We start from the raw sequence: 15,787 nt of genomic DNA on the forward strand, positions 1-15,787 counted from the left end.
CTGCTCACAGGAATTCGCGCACGTCGGAGTACCACATGTCGTGGTAGTCGAGGTGGCCGATGCGGCGGGCGATGGCGACCGCGAGGACGTGCCAGCACTCCTCGGTGGGGTCCTCGGGATCGATGTTGTACGTCGCGTCCTTGCAGGTACAGGCGCCGTCCTCGATGACGTACTCGTCGCGGTGGCCGACGACGACCGTGAAGTCGCGGTAGACCTTCACCCGGCGCTCGCCGACGGCCTCGATGGCTCGGACGCCGCGATCGCCGTGGATCCGCGAGATCCGATCGACGAGATCTGGCGTGAGTTCGCCCGCCTCCTCGAGGGCGGCCTGCCAGCGCTCGACCGGGTTCGGCTCCGACACGGCCGACACTCTATGCCGACCGGTAAAATCGGTTTGGGTGCGACGGCGGACGATCGACGGCTTCCGTCGCCGACGCCGACGATCTATCGGGTCGCCTCGGGTTCCCGACCGCGGATCACCGCCCTTTTCGTGCCCGCCGGTCGAGAGAGCGTATGCGCGTCTCGGAAGGCGGCGTCGAGATCGAGGTTCCCGGCGAATCCACCGCGGGCGTGGAGGCGTCGGTGTTCTACAACCCGCGCCAGGCGCTCAATCGCGACCTCACGATCGCCGTCCTGCGGGCGTTTCGCGACGAGCGCGAACCGCGCGCCGAGACGTACCTCGACGCGATGACGGCCAGCGGAATACGCGGGATTCGAGCCGCGACCGACGGCTGGACGGCCTACGGCTGTGATCTCGACGAGGAAGCCGTCTCGCTCGCCCGGGAGAACGCCGCGCGAACCGACGTCGCGTCGAGCCTCACCGTCGTCCGCGAGGACGCGAACGCGTTCATGTACGGCTGCGGGCGCGACATGGACGAGGCGCTCGACGTGATCGATCTCGACCCCTACGGGACGCCGATGCCCTACGCGGACGCGGCGTTCGCGAACGCGCGCAACCTCGTCTGCGTCACCGCGACCGACACCGCGCCGCTGTGCGGCGCACACTTCCGGAGCGGCGTCCGCTCCTACGGCGCGATCCCGCGGAACACCGACTACCACCCGGAGATGGGCGTGCGTATCCTGCTCTCGGCGCTCGCGCGAAGCGCCGCGCGCCAGGACGTGGGCGTCACGCCCATCTTCACGCACGCGAGCAGTCACTACGTCCGCACGTACCTCGAACTCGACCACCGCGCGACGGCCGCCGACGCCGCCCTCGAGGAACTCGGCTTTCTCCATCATTGCGAGGATTGCCTGTATCGGGAGGCCGACCGCGGCGGGGCCTCCGGGGCCGATCCCGGACTGATCGCGGACCCGCTGGAGCGCTGCCCGAACTGCGGCGGCGATCGCGTGCTCGCGGCCGGCCCCGTCTGGCTCGGCGCCTACCGCGATCCCGCGTTCGTCGCGGCCGTGCGAGAGCGGATTCCTGACGACTTCGGGACCGCCGAGCGAGCCCGGTCGATCTGCGACACCGTCGCGGCGGAACTGGACGAGCCGACTCACTACGACCAGCACCGCCTCTGCAAGGAGTGGTCGCTGGCCGCCAACGCGATGGACGACTTCCTCGACTCGCTCCGCGCGGCGGGCCACGCGGCCACCCCGGCCCACTACGGCGGGACGACGTTCAAAACCGACGCCGACGTCGGCGACATTGAGGCGGTCGCCAGGGAGACGATCGGGTAGCCCGAGTTCGAAGTGCGCCAGAAGTCGCGGTTTCGGGCAGTCCGCAAACCAGGATCGAATCGCCGCGGGCAGCCCACTTCCCGGCCGACGGGAAAGCGGAGGTGAGTTAACTGTTCCGTCGCCAAGGATCGTCCGATGACGACGAGACGGAAGACGCTTCTGTCGGCGGGTGCAGCCGTGGCGCTCGCCGGCTGTACGGGCGTTTTGTTCGGCGAGGACCGTATGGACGCCCGCGGTGACATCACCGTGGTGATCGACGGCGAGGCAGTCGACCTCACGGCGGATCGCTTCCAGTCCGAACACGCCTCGAACGACTCGGCGGCCTTCCACCTCCACGCCGGCGAGGAGGAGTGGTTCATGGAGGGCGCAGACCCGGTGACCGCCGGCGAAGCGATCGATCTCCTCCCCCACTTCGCGTTCGAACTGGACGACGGCGACCCCGTCGTGACTGTCGACGGGACGACGTACGACGGGACGACGGCGGAGACGTCGGTCGCGGTTCTCGTCGACGGCGAATCGGTCGACCCGATGTCGTACACCCTCCGGGACGGGGATTCGGTACGACTCGAGATCGAGACCGCCGCCGGAGACGGGTCGACGTAATTCGGGCGCCGATTCAAAGCCGACCCATCATAAACCCCGTCTCTCTTGGGCATCGAACTTTTATCGATGCTGATACTACGACGCGTATCAGACCGTGATCGAGTGGCCCCCATCCCGACGTTCGGCGAGACCGTCGCGCGCCCGTGGTGAGCGACGGTGAACGCCTCCGAGACGTCGGCCAGCTCCGATCCGGAGGAACCGATCGCCGTGCTCCACGTCGACGACGATCCGCAGGCGACCGACCTCGTCCGACGCCACCTCGAGCGGCTCGGGGATCGATTCGACGTCACCGAGACGAACGATCCGGAGAGGGCGCTGGCCCTGTTCGATGCGAATCGCTTCGAGTGCGTCCTGAGCGACTTCCGGATGCCGGACCTGGACGGTCTCGAACTGCTCGCGGAGATTCGGGACCGAGACGCGCACCTCCCGTTCATCCTGATGACGGGCCGGGGGAGCGAGTCGGTCGCGAGCGAGGCGATCGCCGCGGGGGTGACCGACTACGTCACGAAGGGGCGGGCCGCGGACACCTACGAGACGCTCGCCAACCGTATCGAGAACGCCGTTGAAAGCCATCGCGTTCGCGAGGCCCTCGCGGAGAGCGAGCAGCGCTTCCGGGAGGTGGCCGAGACGATCGAGGAGGTCGTCTGGCTGGCCGACCCGACGACCGGGGAGACCCACTACGTCAACCCGGCCTACGAGGACGTCTGGGGCCGCCCCGTCGAAGACCTCGAATCCGATCGAACCGCGTTTCTCGACGGAATCCACCCGGACGATCGCGACCGCGTCCGGACGGCGCTGGAATCGATGGCGACGGGCTATCAGGAAGTCTACCGGGTCGTCCAGCCCGACGGCGAAGTTCGCTGGGTCGAGGACAGCGGCGTTCCGATTCGCGACGCGGACGGGACGGTCGACCGCATCGTCGGCGTGGCCAAGGACATCACCCGGTACAAGGAAGCCGTTCGCGAGCGCGAACTCCTGCTCGAACGGATCACGGACGGCTTCGTCTCGGTCGACGACGCGGATCGACTGACCTACCTGAACGAGCGGGCCGCGACGTTGCTCGACGCCGACCCGGACGCGCTCGTCGGCCGGAATATCTGGGACGTGATCCCCGAGATGACGGAGACGTCGTTCTACGAGGCCCACCGCGAGGCCGTCGAGACCGGCGACGCCCGATCCGTCGAGGCTCACGTCGAGTCGCTCGGGCGGTGGTTCCAGGCGTACATCTACCCGGCCGCGGACGGCGTCTCGACGATCGTTCGCGACGTCACGGAGCGACACGAACGCGAACGCCGCCTCGAGGCGATCTTCGAGAACACCTACCAGTTCACGGGACTGCTCGATCTCGACGGTCGCTTCCTCGAGGTGAACGAGTCCATGTTGGACGAGGCCGATCCGGAGAGCGTCGTCGGGTCGACGATGGACGAGGCGTTCGACGTCACGCCCGAGTCGGCCGACCGGATCGAAACCGGGATCGAACGCGCTCGAAACGGGCGCTTCTATCGGAGCGAGCTCGCGTTCACGTCGGACGGACGGGACCGCGTCGCCGACTTCTCGATCCGACCGATCCGGACCGAGAGCGGCGCGATCGCGGAACTGCTCGTCGAAGCGCGAGACGTCACGAAGCGAAAGCGCCGGGAGGAGCTCCGCGAGGCGCTGACGGCGATCAGCGAGGACATCCTCCGGGCGTCGACGTCGCTCGAGGTCCACGAGATCGCCGTCGCCGCCGCGACGGACGTCTTCGACCGGCCCGAGGCGCGGAGTTACGCGCTCAGACCCGACGAGAACCGGCTCGAAACGGTCGCCTCGTGGACCGAACCGGGGACGCCGCCCCGGCCAGTGCGTGACCGGTCGCTCGCGTCGATCGCCTGGCGAACGTTCGCCGAGCAGTCGGTCCGGTACGAGCCGAGCCTCGGCGACCCATCGGTTCGCGCCGACGACTCCTCCCCACGCGGTGAATCGCCCCTCGGCGACGGATCGGCCACCTCGTCCGGATCGGTCCCGGACCCGGCACTCGATTCGGAAAGCGCCGTGTTCGTCCCGCTCGGCGATCACGGCGTGCTGGTCGTCGGCGATCCGATCGAAGACGGCTTCTCGCCGATCGACGTCGACCTCCTGGAGCTCCTGGGCACGCTGATCACCGCGGCGCTCGACCGGGCGAGCGGACAGTCGGCGATCGTCGAGCGCGACCGGGCGCTCGAACGCGTCTCCGACGACGTGAGCCGGCTCGAACTGCAGACCCACCTCACGCGAGAGACGCTCCGCGCGGTCGAGCGCGCCGACACGCGCCCCGATCTGGAACGGTCGGTCTGTGAATTTCTGACGGCGCTCGACGCGTTCGAGGGGGCGTGGGTCGGGACGTACGATCCCGTCGCGGAGACGACGACGCCATCGGTCTGGCGCGGGATGCCGGATCGGTACGTCGAGGGCGACGACGCGTCGCTCGCCGAACGCCATCGCGACCTGCTCGACCGGGCGATCGAACGCGAAAGCGCCCAGGTCGTCGACGACGTGCTCGACGCGGTCGATCGGCCGTCGGTCCGCCGAGCGGCCATGCGCTACGGCTGTCGAACCGTCGTCGCCGTGCCGTTTCGAGCCGACCCCGTCGCCGGCGGCCTGGTGTGTTTCGGCGGATCGCCGGGCGTGTTCACCGACGAGCTGGTGACGATCCTCGAGGAAGTGGGCGCGACCGTCGGCGGCGCCATCCGGTCGATCGAGCGCTCGCGCGCGCTGGCGTCGGGGACCGAACTCGCCGTCGATCTCGACCTGTCGGACCCGGACGGGTTGTACCAGAGGCTCGCGAGTGGGGTCGACGGGACCATCGAGTTGCAGGGCGCAGCCGCGTCGGGCGGCCGACTCACGCAGTTCGTCTCGATCGAACCGGTCGACGGCAATGCGGCCGACGCGTCGGCGGCCGAATCGAGCGAGTCAGCGGCGGTCCGGTCGGCCGAGGACGGTACTGCCGCCGGCGTCGACGTCGATGCGGACGCCGCCTGGTTGGACTCGCTCGACGCGATGCCAGGCACCGCCGAGGTCCTCGCGGCGGGCGGCGGGCGGGCGCTGGTCCGCCTCGAAACGGCCGACGAAACCGTCCTCGAACCGCTTCGAGACGTCGGCGGGACGATCCGGGCGCTGTCGGCCACGCCGGATCGGGTGCGGGTCCGCGTCCGCGTGCCCCACGGAACCGACGTGCGGGCGCTCGTCGAGGCCTACCGTCGCCGGTACGCGTCGGTCGACCTGCGCGCCAGGCGGGAGACCGAGTCCGACGACGACGGGCCGTCGCTGGTGGGGACCGCCGCGCTGGACCGGCTCACCGATCGCCAGCGCGAAGCGTTCCTGCTCGCGTATCACGCCGGCTACTTCGAGTCTCCCCGACAGATGACCGGCGGCGAACTCGCCGACCTGATGGACGTCTCCTCGCCGACCTTCCACGACCACCTGCGATCGGCGCAGGCGCGGCTCTTCGAAGCGGTCCTCGAACCCCCGGGCTAACTAGTTAGCCCCGTGCCGTAGTCCTGCCCTAGGTGCTGAGCGAGAGTCCCTACGTCGGGTCGAACGCACCTGTCATGTATGAAGTCGGACGAACAGTACGAGGGTGGCCGGACGGACCGCAGCGGGGACCACCCAGCCGAGCGAGGATCGGAAAATCGCCGCTCGGCCGCGGCTGCTCTCCCGACGAGTGCGCCCGACTCGACGAGCGCGTCGCGGATCACCCCTGGAGGTCGATGACCGTGTCGACGCGAACGAATCGAGTGGACCTCGGTATCGCCGACGTATTCACGCACGATCTCTACAGCTGGATCCGATCGCGCCCGCCGCGGACGAACGACGCGCGATTTCGTTCGGACCTGCGTCGCTACCTCCGGCGATACGTGGGAAACTGGGCGGACCAGGAGCTGAACGTCGATCACACCGGCGGCGCCCGCGGCGTCGACTACGTCGTCGGCGATGAGATCGCCATCGTGCTGATCGAGACGATCACCGAGGGGTCGAACCAGTGGCTCTACCGCGAACTGGGGAGCATCAGCCAGCAGTACGAGTACGTGGTCGTCATCGGCCACAACCTCGCCGAAGAGCACGTCGACGTCTGGCGGAGCCTCGGTCGCCGGATGGCCACCCGGTCGAACTCGACGTTTCGCTTTCTCACCGCGGAGGAGCTCTGGGACCCGGTCGAGACCGCTGACGCGCCGATCCGGACGGTCAACGGGGCCCTCGGCGTCGGGGCCGTGGTCATCACCTACCTCGCCGTCTCGATCAACGCGATTCGACACTTCGCTCCGACGGACCCGATGGCCGGCGCGTTCGTCGCGGCCGTGTTCGTTCTGCTCAGCGTCGTCCTCTGCTACACGCTGTTCTTCGTCCGGGCGCTGTAGGGGGTCGATCGTCCGGCCGCCGGACCGCGCCCGAACGCCTCGTCGCGCCGACCGGTGCGCCCGGTTCTCGCCAGCCGCAGGACGTGTCCGCCTATTAGCCGCTGGGCGTGGTATCCCATCGCGTGACCGATCGGGTGTCGGTGCGCTCGGTGCTTCGGGAGACCCTCTCGATCGCCCGGTCGCGACAGCTGACGTTGATCGCCGCCGGCGTCGCGTTTTACGCCTTCCTCTCGCTGGTGCCGATCGCGTTGCTGGTGATCGGGGTCGCGACGAGCCTCGGCGGGGACGAGTTCGTCAGGCAACTGTCCCTGAGCGTCTCGGACTTTCTGACGCCCGGCGCCCAGCAGTTGCTCCGGGAGGCCCTCGTCGAGGAGACGGGCCGCCGCGGGGCGACCGTCGTGGGGGCGGTCGGGATCATCTGGGGATCGAGTCGCGTGTTTCGGGGTCTCGACCGCGCGTTCGCACTCGTCTACGAAACCGGGCTGGACCGATCGTTGTTCGACTCGTTCTGGGACGCCGCCGTCGTCGCGGGCGCCATCACGACTGGGTTGGTTCTCGTGGGGGTGCTCGAAGTCGTCCTGCTCTGGACGCCGCTCCCGGTCAGCGGCTGGCTCGGCTCGGCGTTCGTCCTGCCGGCCCTCATCGTGGCGTTCCTTCCGCTCTACGTCGTGTTTCCGGACGCGGACGTCTCGGTTCGCGCGGCGCTCCCTGGGACCGTCCTGGCCGCCGTGGGCTGGTTGGTCCTGAGTCGGTCGTTCGCGATCTACGCGACCGTGGCCGCGGGCTCGGCCATCTACGGCGCGCTCGGTGGCGTCCTGCTCGTGCTCGTCTGGCTCTACCTCGGCGCGATCGTCGTCGTCTTCGGCGCCACGCTCAACGCGGTTCTCGCCGGTGCCGAATCGGATCGGCAGCTACAAAGTCCCGGCTATCGACAGATCGACCGTGCAGCGATGACCGAGGACGCCACGGATCGCGACGACGCGACGCGGACTCCCGAATCACCGCCCGACAGCGACGCGGCCGGGCCTGCGATCGACGGCGATCGGGCCGGGCCGACCGACGGCACCGACGAGTCTCGCGCGAGGCCGTCCGAGGGCGCCGCCTCCGCTCGCGCCTCGCGCCAGTCGGACCGGACGCGCGATCGCGGCGACGATCCGGCCGTCCTCCGCGAGGAGATCGAACAGCTCCGGGCCGAACTCGCGGACCTCGAGGCCGGCGTCGACGAACGGACGGTCGAGAGGGAGGCGCTCGAAGCCGACCTCAAGCGCTACGTCCGCCGGCGGGTCCGCCGCGGTCACGCCCACGGCTGGGGTCCCTACCTCGTCTTACTGTACGGCACGGCGATGACGATCGCCGCCTACTACTTCCTTACCTCGGGGGCGGCCATCCTCGCCATGTTCGTCATCTGGACCTCGACGCTCGGCGTCTACCTCCTGATGGTCATCTTCGGGACCGCGATTTCGGCGCTCGGCCTGCCCGGGCGCCTGCGCGATCGGATCGGCGAGTGGCGCTCCTAGCGGCGACCTGCGGTGGAGGTGCGTCTGGCCGAACACGGAACTCGCGGGCAGCGAATCGGCCGGGCGGCCTAGAACGTCTCGAGGTAGCGATCGAGTTCCCACTGCGAGACGTCGACGAGGTAGTCCTCGAACTCCTGGCGCTTTGCCTCGACGAACTTCTCGCTGACGTGTTCGCCGAGCGCGCCTTTGATGACCGCGTCGTCCTCGAGCGCGTCGACCGCCTCGCCGAGGTTCGACGGAAGCGTGTCGATGCCGTACTCTTCGCGCTTTTGCTCGTCGAACTCGTAGATGTTCTCGCGAACGGGGTCGGGGGCCTCGAGGCCGCGCTCGATGCCGTCGAGGCCGGCGTGAATCAGCGCGGCGAACGCGAGGTAGGGGTTACACGACGGGTCGGGGAAGCGGGCCTCGATGCGCGAGGCGGCGGGGACGCGCGCGGCGGGTTTGCGGATCAGCGCCGAGCGGTTGCGATCGGACCAGGCGACGTAGACCGGCGCCTCGTAGCCCGGCACCAGGCGCTTGTAGCTGTTGACCGTCGGGTTCGAGACGGCCGTGATCGCCGGCGCGTGTTCGAGGATGCCGGCGAGGAACGAGTGGGCCGTCTCGGAGAGGTCGAACTCGTCGTCGCCGTCGTGGAAGGCGTTCTCGCCGTCCTCGGTGAACAGCGAGAGGTGCGTGTGCATGCCCGAACCGTTGATCCGCGGGATCGGTTTCGGCATGAAGGTCGCGTGGAGGTCGTGCTGGGCGGCGATGGCGCGGACGACGGTGCGGAACGTGGCGACGTTGTCCGCGGTCGCGAGGGCGTCGTCGTACTCGAAGTTGATCTCGTGCTGGCCCTCCGCGACCTCGTGGTGGCTGGCCTCGATCTCGAAGCCCATGTTCTCGAGGCCGTAGATGATGTCCCGGCGGACGTCGCTCGCGAGGTCCTTCGGCGCGACGTCGAAGTAGCCGCCCGCGTCGTTCGTCTTCGTCGTCGCGCGGCCGTCCTCGTCCTCCTCGAAGAGGAAGAACTCGGGTTCGGGCGCGGCGTTGACGGTGTAACCCAGTTCGCTCGCGCGGTCGAGCGCGCTCTTGAGGACCGTCCGCGGATCACCGGCGAAGGGCTCGCCGGTCGACGTGTCGACGACGTCGCAGATCATGCGGGCCGCGGCGCCCTGTTCGTTCGTCCGCCACGGGAGGACGGCGAACGTCTCGGGGTCGGGGATCAGGCGCATGTCGGACTCCTGGATGCGCACGAAGCCCTCGATCGACGAGCCGTCGAAGTAGATCCCCTCGCGGAACGCCTTCTCCGCCTGGCGGGCGGGGACCGAGACGTTCTTTACGACGCCGAGAATGTCGGTAAACTGCAGTCGGAGGAAGTCGATTTCTTCGTCTTCGATCGTTTCGAGCACCGATTCTTCCGTCGTTGTCAGATTGCCGGTTGTCATCCGAATCTCGTCTAACTCATCTATCTCCTTCACTAAAACCCTGCTGTTCCGCGTAATTCTCCCGATCTCGCGAGTAAACTGTTCATTCGTAAAGTTCTAATGGGTGGAGCGAGTGGGAGGAACTGATGACGTACGAAAATCTCGACTCGAAGTTGGTGAATGCGCTACTGGGCGACGGGCGGGCCAGCCTGCGGAGCCTCGCGGAGGACCTCGACGTCTCGGTGACGACCGTCTCGAACCACCTCGCCGACCTGGAGGACGCCGGCGTCATCGACGGCTACACCCCGCGCGTGGACTACGGCGAGCTCGGCTACGACGTCACCGCGGTGATCCAGCTCAAGGTGGAGGGCGACGCGCTCCCGGACATCACCGACCGGCTGCGCGAGCACCGCCAGATGATCTCCGTCTACGAGGTCACCGGCGACTACGACGTCACCGCCGTCGGCAAGTTCAAGGACACCGACGGGATGAACGAACAGATCAAGACCTTGCTCACCGATCCCGACATCAAGGAGTCGAACACGAGCGTCGTCCTCAACGCCGTCACCGAGAACGAGCAGTTCGATCTCGAAACCTGACGGTCGAAACCGGACGATGGGAGTCGGCCGAACGCGGGCGGGCGGCCCGACGCCGATCAAAGTGGCCGACCGGCGACGAATTCGCCGCCTTTTATATCGCGTCGCGACGCACCCCCAGGTATGAAGCGCGTAATCAGCACGGACGAGGCGCCGGCGGCGGTCGGCGCGTACAGCCAGGCGACGACGAACGGCTCGATCCTCTTCACCGCGGGCCAGATCCCGCTGACGCCCGACGGCGACCTGCTCGACGACGAACCCGTTGCCGTCCAGACCGAGCAGGCGCTCGACAACGTCGTCGCAATCTTGAAGGAGAAGGGCGCGACGCCCGCGGACGTCCTCAAGACGACGGTCTTCCTCGCCGACATCGACGATTTCGAGGAGATGAACGAGACGTACGCGACCTACTTCGACGAGGACCCGCCGGCCCGTAGCGCGGTCGAGGTCGCGAACCTCCCCAAGGGTGCCGCCGTCGAGATCGAGGCGATCGCGAACCTCGAATAAGGAATTCGAACGGAATCGGCAGGGAAATCGACGGTATTCGAGATTTACGCACGCACACGTGACCGAACGAATGCAGTCGGCGGTCCTGTGGGGGCTGATCGGCGGGCTGACCTTCGGCGTCCTCGCGCAAGCCGCGGTGGCGCTCTCAGTAGTCGATCTCCGGCTGGTCGAGGTACTTGTCGGAATCGCCGTCGTCTCGGTCCTGGCGACCGGGGCGACCTACCGGTACGAACCCCGTCTGCGTGCGTGGGCGGCCGACCGCGGGCGGTGAGCGACCGACCTCGCAAGACTTATTCGACCCAGTCGGCAATCTCCGACCGAGCCAGGATGGCCGAACGGTAAGGCGCACGCCTGGAAAGCGTGTTCCCTTTCGGGATTCAGGGTTCAAATCCCTGTCCTGGCGTCGCGAGGTTCGGAGCGAGTGCGAGGCGGGAACGAAGTGACCGCCTCGGAAACGTGAACGGCGAAGCCGTGAGCAACGGAGAGTGAGAATCGCGATTTGCCGAACGGCGAAGCCGTGAGGCGTTTTTCGCGTCACAAAACCGTGAGCGACGCGTAGCGTCGCGAACAATCCGTGACGCGAAATTACCTGATAAAAGAGATTTGAGCAAGCAAGTCGCAGCCGGGATCAGGAAGGGTTTCGACGATCGATCGACGCGCGCCGAATACAGCGGAAAATAGCGGCCCTACTCCCGTATTTTATATCGGACCAGCGCCGAGAACGGTACATGTCCACACCACAGACGCCTGCGCCCACCGTCGAGGAGGCGCTCTTCACGACGCTCGATCTGCCGTTCGAGGACGCGGTCATGCACGTCCAGCTCGAACACGAGTTCCAGGGGTTCGAGACGGTCGCCCTGACGCGTCTCGACGAGTTCGTCGCGGGCGTCCTCGAGGAGGAGATCAGGAAGACGGCGCTCATCGTCGTCTGTCACGCCGAGATCGCGAAGGAAGCCCTCGAGATCGATCCGCAGCTCGCCGGCTTGCTCCCCTGTACGACCGTCGTCTACGAGGACGACGACGGAGAGGTCTGCGTCTATCACGCCTCGACGACGAAGGCGATCCGGGATCTCGGCTGTGCGCCCGGCGACTGCGAACCACAAGTCGAGGCCCTCGTCGAGATGACGGGCGAGGTCATGACCGAGGTCTGGGCGAACATCGAGGCCCACGCCGACGACGCGGCGGCGGTCTGAGAGAGTGTCGACGGGTTGGTCCGACGACGCGGCGACCCCGGCCCCGGTTCTCTCGCCCATCCGCTCGGCTACGGTCGGATCTCGGCCGGAGCGTCCGTGGCGATCCACTCGTCGGCGCGCTCGCGGTGGCGAAGTTCGAGGTGGCCGTCGTCTCTGAGCAGGCACTCGTAGCGGTCGTCCGACGTCGCCGGCGACGGTTCGCTGGACATACGCCTCACGAGGCCGGACCTACCCAATAGTACGGCGCGCGTACCATCGCGATCGCGGCCGTAGGCGGCGGTTACTCTCCCGTTTCGGTCCGCGTCGCCCGGGAGGGTCGCGCTCGGCGTCACTCCTCGACGTCCTCGTGGAGGAATATCGCCAGGTACACCGCGACGAACGCGCTGGCGATCCCCGCGTAGAAGAGGTAGCTGAAGGGGGAGTCGAGCCGCACCGGCGCGACGCCCTCGGCGAGCGCGCCGGCGAAGCCGACCACGAGAAGCGCCGGCGCGACCAGCTCGAGCACCTGCGAAAGCTGCCCCAATCGTGCGCGGTGACCGCCCGCGTCCGCCGCGTCCGTCGGCTCGCTGGACATCCGTGCTCCCCCGTTTTTCCCGGTGGACCTTAAACCGCACCGTCGACCGGGCGGGTGATCCTCCCGTTTTCGGGGCCAATGTCGGTGGCGACGCCGATCGACCCGGGTGGGCGAGAACGGTTTTGGCGCTCCGATCCCTACCGACCCCTATGTGCGGGCGATACTCGTTGTTCACGCCGCCGGCGGATCTGGAGGACCGCTTCGACGCGCGCTTCGAGCGAGCGTTCACCCCGACGTACAACGCGGCGCCGAGCCAGTCGGTGGCGGTCGTTCCGGACGAGGCGCCGGAGACGATTCGCCAGTTCGAGTGGGGGTTTTCGCCGCCGTGGGGAGACGGCGACCGGTTGATCAACGCCCGCGCCGAATCGCTCTCCGAGACGCGAGCGTTTCGCTCGGCGTACGAAGGCCGGCCGACCACAGCTGGTGGAGCCGACGAACTGGCAGCGGCTCCGGCGTCGGGGCGGTGTCTCGTGTTGGCGGACGGCTTCTACGAGTGGGTGCCGACGGAGACCGGGAACCAGCCGTACCGGATCGCGTTCGAGGACGACCGCCCGTTCGCGATGGCCGGGCTGTGGGAGCGACGCGAGCCCCCGTCGGCCGACGAGCAGGCAGGCCTCGACGCGTTCGGCGGCGGCATCGACGAGCCGACGGACGATCCCGGGCCCTGCGAAACGGTGACGATCGTGACGATGGCGCCGAACGAACTGGTCGCGGAGTTACACGACCGCATGCCGGCGATTCTTTCCCCCGGCGCCGAACGGCGGTGGTTGCGCGCCGAGGATCCGACGGCCGATCTCGAACCGCACCCGGCCGAGTCGATGACCGCCTATCCGGTCTCGACGGCCGTCAACAGCCCGGCCGCAGACGATCCGTCGCTCGTCGAACCGGTCGATGCCTGAGTCGCGGCGATCGGTCGCCCGCAGAGGACCCACGCCCGCTGACCGCGACGGTCCGTCGCCGGTCGACCGGATCGAAGCGTCGTGGGGCGCCGACCGGCTCGGAGTGTCGCGGTCGTATCGTCCGCACCGCGACCGCCCGGCTCACGCCGTTTCAACGAATATATGGTTTAGGCCTGCCTAATCCCCGCGCATGGAACTGACGAGGCGCGACGCGGTCGCCGCGCTGTCGGCGCTCGGCCTCGCAGCGACGGGGGCGGGTTGCGTGGTCCCGCCCGGCGGCGAGCGGGTCGACGTCCGTCGACTCCGGACGGCGATGGTCGCTGCCGCCGAGGTCGTCTACCCGAGCGAGGTCTCCGGGACGGCGACGTTCGTCGAGACCTTTCTGGAGGGGCGGCTGGCGGACCGGTCCCACGCCGAGGGGATCGCGACGGCGGTCGACGAGCTGGACGAGAACGCGGACGTCTGGTACGGCGAGGTGTTCGCGGCGCTGTCGGTCGCCGACCGCGACCAGGTGCTGCGGAACCTGGGGGCCGACCAGGCGGAGGAGGACCCGTCGGGGATGCCGAGCGAGCGGATCCGGTACTACGTCGTCAACGACCTCCTGCTGGCGCTTTACGCCTCGCCGACCGGCGGCGAACTCGTCGGCATCGAGAACCCGCAGGGCCACGCCGGCGGGATGGGAAGCTACCAGCGGGGGCCGGACGCGTGACGCAGGAACGACCGCCCGCCGGCTCCGCCGAACCGGCGGCGGGGGACGTCGATCGGACCCCCGTCGAGAACGCCGACGTCTGCGTCATCGGCGCGGGCCCGGCGGGGGGGCTCGTCGCGGATCGACTCGCCTCGGCCGGCCACGAGGTGGTGATCCTCGAAGCGGGGTCGCGGTTCGATTTCGAGGACCGCCTCGCCAGGCAGGAACGGGCGATCCGGCCGTCCTACGACCGGCCGGACGTCTGGGACGGCGATCCCGAGCGGGACGCCTACGCGTCGACCGGCGAGTGGTTCTACCCGCTGAATCACGCCCGCGCCCGCGGCGTCGGCGGTTCGACGCTGCACTGGCAGGGGATGGTGATGCGACTCCACGAGGACGATTTCAACTCGAAGAGCGTCCGCGGCGTCGGCGCGGACTGGCCGATCGACTACCGGGACCTCCGTCCGTACTACGCCGAGGCCGAGCGCGAACTCGGCGTGGCGGGGGCCGACGACAATCCCTTCGCGCCGCCCCGCGAGAACCCGCACCCGATGCCGGCGTTTCCGCCCTCCTACAGCGACTCCCTGTTCGCCGAGGCCTGCGACGAACTCGAGATCGCGATGCACTCGGTGCCCAACGCTCGCAACTCGGAGACCTACGACGATCGGAGCGCCTGCGTCGGCTACGGCACCTGCCAGCCGGTCTGTCCCTCCGGCGCGAAGTACGACGCGACGGTCCACGTCGAGCGCGCCGAGCGGGCTGGCGCGACCGTGATCGACCGCGCGCCGGTCCAGCGCCTGGAACACGGCCCCGACGCGATCCAGGCGGCCGTCTACGCGACGCCCGGCGACCGGACGCACCGGCAGGCGGCCGACGCGTTTGTCGTCGCCTGCGGCGGCGTCGAGACGCCCCGCCTGTTGCTGCTCTCGGAGTCCGATCACTATCCCGACGGACTGGCCAACTCTAGCGGCCTCGTCGGCCGGTTCTTCATGGACCACCTCTTCGCGGGCGCGGGCGGCGTCCTCGACGAACCGACCCGCCAGAACCACGTCGGCTTCCTGACCAGCGAGTGCCACCAGTTCTACGACGAGGCCGACGCCGAGCGGGCCCCGTTCAAGCTCGAGTTCTTCAACTACGCCGGCCCCTCGCCGGTCGAAATGGCGCTGACGGGGGAGGACTGGGGCGACGAGCTCCTCGAGCGGCTCCGCTCGGAGTACGGCACCCACGTCGGGATGGGCGGCCTCGTCGAGCAGCTCCCCAGCGAGGACAGTTACGTCGGCCTCGATCGCTCGACCACCGACGACCGCGGCAATCCGGTCCCCGACGTCCACTGGACGGTCGGCGACCGGGCGCTCGAAACCATCGAGCGCGTCAACGAGATCCAGGAGGAGATCCTCGCAGAACTTGGCGCCGAGATCACCTGGCAGGTCGGCCCCGACGCCACCGGGCCGGCCTACCACCACATGGGGACCACCCGGATGGGTTCGGACCCGGCAGAGAGCGTGGTCGGCCCCGACCTGCGCACCCACGACCTGGAGAACTGCTGGATCGCCTCGAGCAGCGTCTTCCCCACCGGCGGCGCGATGAATCCGACGCTGACGATCGCGGCGCTGGCCCTCAAGGCGGCCGACCACGTCCACGAGTCGGCCTGACGCTTTTTTAGGTGAACCTAAAAACATAAGTGCGCCCGGCCGAGAGTACCGCCAATGAGTGCCGACGTACCCGGCGAAGACGTGACTGACAGCACGATCGATCCG

General features: G+C 68.5%; 16 protein-coding genes and 1 tRNA gene. 13 read left to right on the plus strand and 4 right to left on the minus strand.

Going from position 1 to position 15,787, the window contains the following annotated elements; genetic code table 11:
- Window positions 1-4: 4 nt before the first annotated feature.
- Window positions 5-361 carry a hypothetical protein gene (locus MXA07_RS17940; protein WP_247729959.1) on the minus strand — a complete coding sequence of 119 codons (357 nt, stop codon included), beginning with the start codon at window positions 359-361 and terminating at the stop codon, window positions 5-7.
- Between the two features lie 152 nt (window positions 362-513).
- On the opposite strand from MXA07_RS17940, the gene MXA07_RS17945 reads away from it, so the two are divergent.
- The 5 genes from MXA07_RS17945 to MXA07_RS17965 all read left to right on the plus strand — a co-directional run bounded on the left by MXA07_RS17945 (window position 514) and on the right by MXA07_RS17965 (window position 8,173).
- Window positions 514-1,680 carry a tRNA (guanine(26)-N(2))-dimethyltransferase gene (locus MXA07_RS17945; protein WP_247729960.1) on the plus strand — a complete coding sequence of 389 codons (1,167 nt, stop codon included), beginning with the start codon at window positions 514-516 and terminating at the stop codon, window positions 1,678-1,680.
- Window positions 1,681-1,815: 135 nt separating this feature from the next.
- Window positions 1,816-2,283 carry a hypothetical protein gene (locus MXA07_RS17950; RefSeq protein ID WP_247729961.1) on the plus strand — a complete coding sequence of 156 codons (468 nt, stop codon included), beginning with the start codon at window positions 1,816-1,818 and terminating at the stop codon, window positions 2,281-2,283.
- Window positions 2,284-2,439: 156 nt separating this feature from the next.
- A complete protein-coding gene (locus MXA07_RS17955; RefSeq protein WP_247729962.1) occupies window positions 2,440-5,775 on the plus strand; it encodes a PAS domain S-box protein in 3,336 nt (1,111 codons plus the stop codon).
- Between the two features lie 260 nt (window positions 5,776-6,035).
- Window positions 6,036-6,656: a hypothetical protein gene (locus tag MXA07_RS17960; RefSeq protein ID WP_247729963.1), complete on the plus strand. Its 621-nt coding sequence runs from the start codon at window positions 6,036-6,038 to the stop codon at window positions 6,654-6,656.
- Between the two features lie 122 nt (window positions 6,657-6,778).
- On the plus strand, window positions 6,779-8,173 hold the full coding sequence (locus tag MXA07_RS17965; RefSeq protein WP_247729964.1) for a YihY/virulence factor BrkB family protein: 1,395 nt from the start codon (window positions 6,779-6,781) through the stop codon (window positions 8,171-8,173).
- 68 nt (window positions 8,174-8,241) lie between these two features.
- On the opposite strand, the gene glnA is transcribed toward MXA07_RS17965, so the two are convergent.
- On the minus strand, window positions 8,242-9,597 hold the full coding sequence (glnA, locus tag MXA07_RS17970) for a type I glutamate--ammonia ligase (protein WP_247729965.1): 1,356 nt from the start codon (window positions 9,595-9,597) through the stop codon (window positions 8,242-8,244).
- A 125-nt stretch (window positions 9,598-9,722) separates the two neighbouring features.
- Between glnA and lrp the strand changes: the two genes are divergently transcribed.
- The 5 genes from lrp (at window position 9,723) to MXA07_RS17995 (ending at window position 11,869) form a co-directional block, all read left to right on the plus strand.
- Window positions 9,723-10,175, plus strand: coding sequence for an HTH-type transcriptional regulator Lrp (lrp, locus tag MXA07_RS17975; protein WP_247729966.1), 453 nt, complete (start codon window positions 9,723-9,725; stop codon window positions 10,173-10,175).
- A gap of 120 nt (window positions 10,176-10,295) precedes the next feature.
- A complete protein-coding gene (locus MXA07_RS17980) occupies window positions 10,296-10,676 on the plus strand; it encodes a Rid family detoxifying hydrolase (protein WP_247729967.1) in 381 nt (126 codons plus the stop codon).
- 58 nt (window positions 10,677-10,734) lie between these two features.
- Window positions 10,735-10,947: a DUF7981 family protein gene (locus MXA07_RS17985; RefSeq protein WP_247729968.1), complete on the plus strand. Its 213-nt coding sequence runs from the start codon at window positions 10,735-10,737 to the stop codon at window positions 10,945-10,947.
- Between the two features lie 50 nt (window positions 10,948-10,997).
- Window positions 10,998-11,079: transfer RNA gene (locus MXA07_RS17990), tRNA-Ser, on the plus strand.
- A 325-nt stretch (window positions 11,080-11,404) separates the two neighbouring features.
- A complete protein-coding gene (locus MXA07_RS17995) occupies window positions 11,405-11,869 on the plus strand; it encodes a DUF302 domain-containing protein (RefSeq protein ID WP_247729969.1) in 465 nt (154 codons plus the stop codon).
- A 68-nt stretch (window positions 11,870-11,937) separates the two neighbouring features.
- Here MXA07_RS17995 and MXA07_RS18000 read toward each other — a convergent pair whose 3' ends face one another.
- Together MXA07_RS18000 and MXA07_RS18005 are read right to left on the minus strand one after the other, a co-directional pair.
- On the minus strand, window positions 11,938-12,078 hold the full coding sequence (locus MXA07_RS18000) for a hypothetical protein (RefSeq protein WP_247729970.1): 141 nt from the start codon (window positions 12,076-12,078) through the stop codon (window positions 11,938-11,940).
- A 119-nt stretch (window positions 12,079-12,197) separates the two neighbouring features.
- Window positions 12,198-12,443 carry a hypothetical protein gene (locus tag MXA07_RS18005; protein WP_247729971.1) on the minus strand — a complete coding sequence of 82 codons (246 nt, stop codon included), beginning with the start codon at window positions 12,441-12,443 and terminating at the stop codon, window positions 12,198-12,200.
- Between the two features lie 149 nt (window positions 12,444-12,592).
- On the opposite strand from MXA07_RS18005, the gene MXA07_RS18010 reads away from it, so the two are divergent.
- The 3 genes from MXA07_RS18010 to MXA07_RS18020 all read left to right on the plus strand — a co-directional run bounded on the left by MXA07_RS18010 (window position 12,593) and on the right by MXA07_RS18020 (window position 15,682).
- Window positions 12,593-13,342, plus strand: coding sequence for an SOS response-associated peptidase (locus MXA07_RS18010; protein ID WP_247729972.1), 750 nt, complete (start codon window positions 12,593-12,595; stop codon window positions 13,340-13,342).
- Window positions 13,343-13,532: 190 nt separating this feature from the next.
- Window positions 13,533-14,051 carry a gluconate 2-dehydrogenase subunit 3 family protein gene (locus tag MXA07_RS18015; protein ID WP_247729973.1) on the plus strand — a complete coding sequence of 173 codons (519 nt, stop codon included), beginning with the start codon at window positions 13,533-13,535 and terminating at the stop codon, window positions 14,049-14,051.
- Complete coding sequence (locus tag MXA07_RS18020) at window positions 14,048-15,682, plus strand: GMC family oxidoreductase (RefSeq protein WP_247729974.1); 1,635 nt, start codon at window positions 14,048-14,050, stop codon at window positions 15,680-15,682. Before MXA07_RS18015 ends, MXA07_RS18020 begins: the two co-directional genes overlap by 4 nt.
- Window positions 15,683-15,787: the final 105 nt, after the last annotated feature.

Source organism: Halovivax limisalsi, assembly GCF_023093535.1.
GTDB classification, from domain to species: Archaea; Halobacteriota; Halobacteria; order Halobacteriales; family Natrialbaceae; genus Halovivax; species Halovivax limisalsi.